The sequence below is a fragment of the Aquaspirillum serpens DSM 68 genome (assembly GCF_000420525.1).
Taxonomy (GTDB): domain Bacteria; phylum Pseudomonadota; class Gammaproteobacteria; order Burkholderiales; family Aquaspirillaceae; genus Aquaspirillum; species Aquaspirillum serpens.
The window spans coordinates 1-3524 of sequence record NZ_ATVC01000100.1; the positions used below are offsets into that span (position 1 = coordinate 1).

The window sequence follows — 3524 nt, forward strand, 5'->3', positions numbered from 1 at the left end:
CGCCCAGGTGGCGGAATTGGTAGACGCACTAGGTTCAGGTCCTAGCGCCCGCAAGGGTGTGGAAGTTCGAGTCTTCTCTTGGGCACCATCAGCAAAATAACCACCGAAAGGTGGTTTTTTTACGCCTATCATTTTTGCCTTAGCGTAAAGCCCGCCATGTGACGGGCTCTGCACAGCATCATTCGCAAATTAAGCGTCTAACGCGCGGAAAATCGCATCACGAATGCCATCAACCGAACCTACACCAGGCACTTTGATGTATTTTGGTGCCGACGCATCACCGCTGCTGGCTAATTGCGAATAGAAGCCAACCAGCACCTCGGTTTGTTCGTGATACACCGCCAACCGTTTTAACACAGTCGCTTCATTGTCATCTTCACGTTGAATCAGGTCTTCACCGGTTTCGTCATCTTTACCTTCCACTTTCGGAGGATTGAATTTGACATGATAGGTACGACCTGATGCCACATGCACACGGCGACCAGACATACGCTCGACAATCTCGCTATCCGGCACATCAATTTCAACCACGAAATCAATGTCAACGCCAGCAGCACGCATCGCTTCTGCTTGAGGGATGGTGCGAGGGAAACCATCGAACAGGAAACCATTTGCGCAATCTGCGGCAGTGATACGTTCTTTCACCAAACCAATAATGATGTCATCACGCACCAAACCACCGGCATCCATAATAGCCTTGGCTTCCAAGCCCAAAGGGGTGCCAGCTTTCACTGCCGCGCGTAACATATCGCCGGTGGAAATTTGGGGAATGCCATATTTCTCACAAATGGCTTTTGCTTGCGTTCCCTTACCAGCACCTGGGGCGCCCAAAAGAATCAGTTTCATGCATTTGCTCCTGATGGTTTCTCTCTGTTGATTATTGAGTGTGTTGTGTTGCAAAAAAAGCTCGAACTCGAGCTAAATCTTCTGGTGTATCAACACCAGCGGGAGGTGGCAAGGTGATAGTTTTCACTGCAATGGCAAAACCATGTGCCAACACCCGTAATTGTTCTAATGCTTCCCACTGCTCTAATGGCGAGGGAGATAGCGCCTGATACTGTCGCAGAAAACCAGCGCGATAAGCATAAATGCCGATATGTCGCAGCGCAGGGTGGGCCTTCGGTAAAGTCGTAATAGGCTGGTGCATAAAAGCATCACGAGCCCATGGTATCGGCGCACGACTGAAGTAAAGTGCCTGTCCTTGTTCAGAACACACCACCTTCACCACATTAGGATTGAAAAACTCTTCCGCGTGAAGGATGGGATGCGCTAATGTTGCCATGACACAATTTGGTTGTGCCGCTAAACAGGTAGCAAGCTCATCAATCAGCGCTGGCGGCAATAGTGGCTCATCCCCCTGTACATTGATGATAATTTCATCGTCGGCCAGATGTAATTGTTCAACCACCTCGGCCAACCGATCCGTACCAGAAGGATGATGGCTGGCAGTCAAACGAACTGGTACTTGATGTGCTTCGCAAGTCGCAACGATATCAGGATGATCCGTTGCCACCCATACCGCAGCGGCAGCAGACTGCTGTGCTTGTTGCGCCACTCGTACCACCATTGGCAAGCCGGCAATATCAGCTAGAGGCTTATTGGGTAAGCGTGTCGAAGCGAGACGGGCAGGAATGACCACAAGAAAGCGGGGAAGTGTCATCGCTTAAGCCTGAGATACATTTTCATCGTCAGCCAAAGGCCGAGCATCACTTTCTAACATCACTGGGATACCGTCACGAATGGGAAAAGCCAAACGATCTGCTTTACAAATCAACTCTTGTGAGTTTTTTTGAAACAGCAAAGGTCCTTTGCATAGTGGGCAAACAAGAATTTCAAGCAATTTGCTATCCATGGTGATGTAAGGCTTTCAGTTGCTCGGTTAGCCAAGAAGCGAGGTCTGGAGAAAGCACCGCGCTGATCGGTAAAACCCATAGTTTATCATCAGCATTGGCTGATTCAGAATGTTGCTGTAGTTTGACTGCGTCTTTTTCTGTCATCAAAACACATTCTGCAACAGGTAAATCCTTCATTTTCAAAGGATGATGATCGGGGAAAGGATATTCACGACAATGCAATCCCATCTGGCCTAATGTGTTGAAAAAGCGTTGAGGATCGGCGATTCCGGCAATTGCTGCACAATCTTTGCCGATAAAATCCGCCACAACACGCTGATGAGCGGCATTTGTTAAAGCATAAAAAGGTTCGGGTTGTAACGTCATGGCAAATAGAGGGGCGGGGGTTTGTATAGCAGCCACCGGTTCACCATTAACCACCACGGCATCCACTGTTTGTAATCGCCAGCGTCCTTCACGCAATGGCCCACATGGCAATAACCAACCATTTCCCAATTGTCGCCGCCCATCGATGACCAGTAACTCAAGATCACGCTGCAAACGATAATGTTGCAAACCATCATCCGATAACAGAACATCGACTTCAGGATGTGCGGCTAACAACGCCTGTCCCGTTGCCACCCGATCCCTTCCCACCCACACCGGACAACCTGTCCGCGCCAATAAGACAGGTTCATCTCCACATAGGTTCGGATCTGAATCTATTTTCACCGGCGTCGGTACCGTTGCATGGCCGCCATAACCACGACTGATGACCGCAGGCTGCCACCCTTGTTGCCGGAGAGCCGTCAGTAAATGATAGGTTAAGGGCGTTTTACCTGCACCACCAACCGTAACATTGCCAACGACCACCACAGGGACCGTCAGCCGGTAAGACGGCAACCAACGCAAACGATAGGCAAGGCGACGTCCAGCACTCATCAACGCAAACAACGCGCTAAGCGGCGCAAACACACTCGCCCAACCTGGCTGTTCGGCATACCAACGTTTCACTAGCCAATTGGCAACAGACGCCATTTAAGAATTCACCGGTGCCTGTGTGGCAAACGTAATTCGGACTAACCCTGCTTCCCGTGCCGCTTCCATGACTTGAATGACCGATTGGTGCGTTGCTAATGCGTCAGCATTGATCACTAACACAGGATTGGTCTTTCCTTGTGCTGCAGTTTTCAATGCCGCTACCAACGCTTCCCGTTGCCCTTCTGCCACTGCCTGTGGACCAATCTGATAGCTGCCCTGTGCAGTTACTGCAATATGGAGGATAGGATCAGGCGATACAGCACTGGCTGGTGCGCCCCCCTCGGGTAAGTTGATTTTTACTTCGGCAAAGCGCGCATAAGTGGTCGAGACCACCAAAAAGATCAACACCACCAGTAATAAATCGATCAGCGGAATAAAGTTAATTTCCGGTTCATCACGCTGCCGACCACGGTTAAAATTCATAGAATCTCCGCAAGGAAACCCCTGACTTGAGTCAGGGGAGGAATTGTGGGTGCGCGAAGCGCACCCTGTGGTAAATCAAGCCACTTGCATTCAAGTCGCTGTGCATGGCTCCCAATCCAATGGTGCGCACCGGAGTTTTCGGTGGCCGGCATCCCAGGTTACCGCAAAGCGGTGGGAGCACAGGATCTGTAGCCGTTCTCCACCGAGGCGCTAATATCGGTGGATTGG

At 50.5% G+C, this 3524-nt stretch carries 5 protein-coding genes and 1 tRNA gene; 1 reads left to right on the top strand and 5 read right to left on the bottom strand.

Features of this window, described 5'->3' with window-relative positions; translation table 11 throughout:
- Position 1 precedes the first annotated feature (1 nt).
- A tRNA-Leu gene (locus G465_RS0112570) sits at positions 2-88 on the top strand.
- A 101-nt stretch (positions 89-189) separates the two neighbouring features.
- Here G465_RS0112570 and adk read toward each other — a convergent pair.
- Genes adk through G465_RS0112595 form a run of 5 tightly spaced genes read right to left on the bottom strand, consistent with a single transcriptional unit; the run spans position 190 to position 3296 of the window.
- A complete protein-coding gene (adk, locus tag G465_RS0112575) occupies positions 190-846 on the bottom strand; it encodes an adenylate kinase (RefSeq protein WP_022654789.1) in 657 nt (218 codons plus the stop codon).
- A gap of 31 nt (positions 847-877) precedes the next feature.
- The gene (kdsB, locus tag G465_RS0112580) at positions 878-1660 is read right to left on the bottom strand and encodes a 3-deoxy-manno-octulosonate cytidylyltransferase (protein WP_022654790.1); all 783 of its coding nucleotides are present in this window, start codon (positions 1658-1660) and stop codon (positions 878-880) included.
- A gap of 3 nt (positions 1661-1663) precedes the next feature.
- A complete protein-coding gene (locus G465_RS0112585; RefSeq protein WP_022654791.1) occupies positions 1664-1852 on the bottom strand; it encodes a Trm112 family protein in 189 nt (62 codons plus the stop codon).
- Positions 1845-2870: a tetraacyldisaccharide 4'-kinase gene (gene lpxK / locus G465_RS0112590; protein WP_022654792.1), complete on the bottom strand. Its 1026-nt coding sequence runs from the start codon at positions 2868-2870 to the stop codon at positions 1845-1847. The genes G465_RS0112585 and lpxK overlap by 8 nt, the downstream gene beginning before the upstream one ends.
- The gene (locus G465_RS0112595; RefSeq protein ID WP_022654793.1) at positions 2871-3296 is read right to left on the bottom strand and encodes an ExbD/TolR family protein; all 426 of its coding nucleotides are present in this window, start codon (positions 3294-3296) and stop codon (positions 2871-2873) included.
- Positions 3297-3524 lie beyond the last annotated feature (228 nt).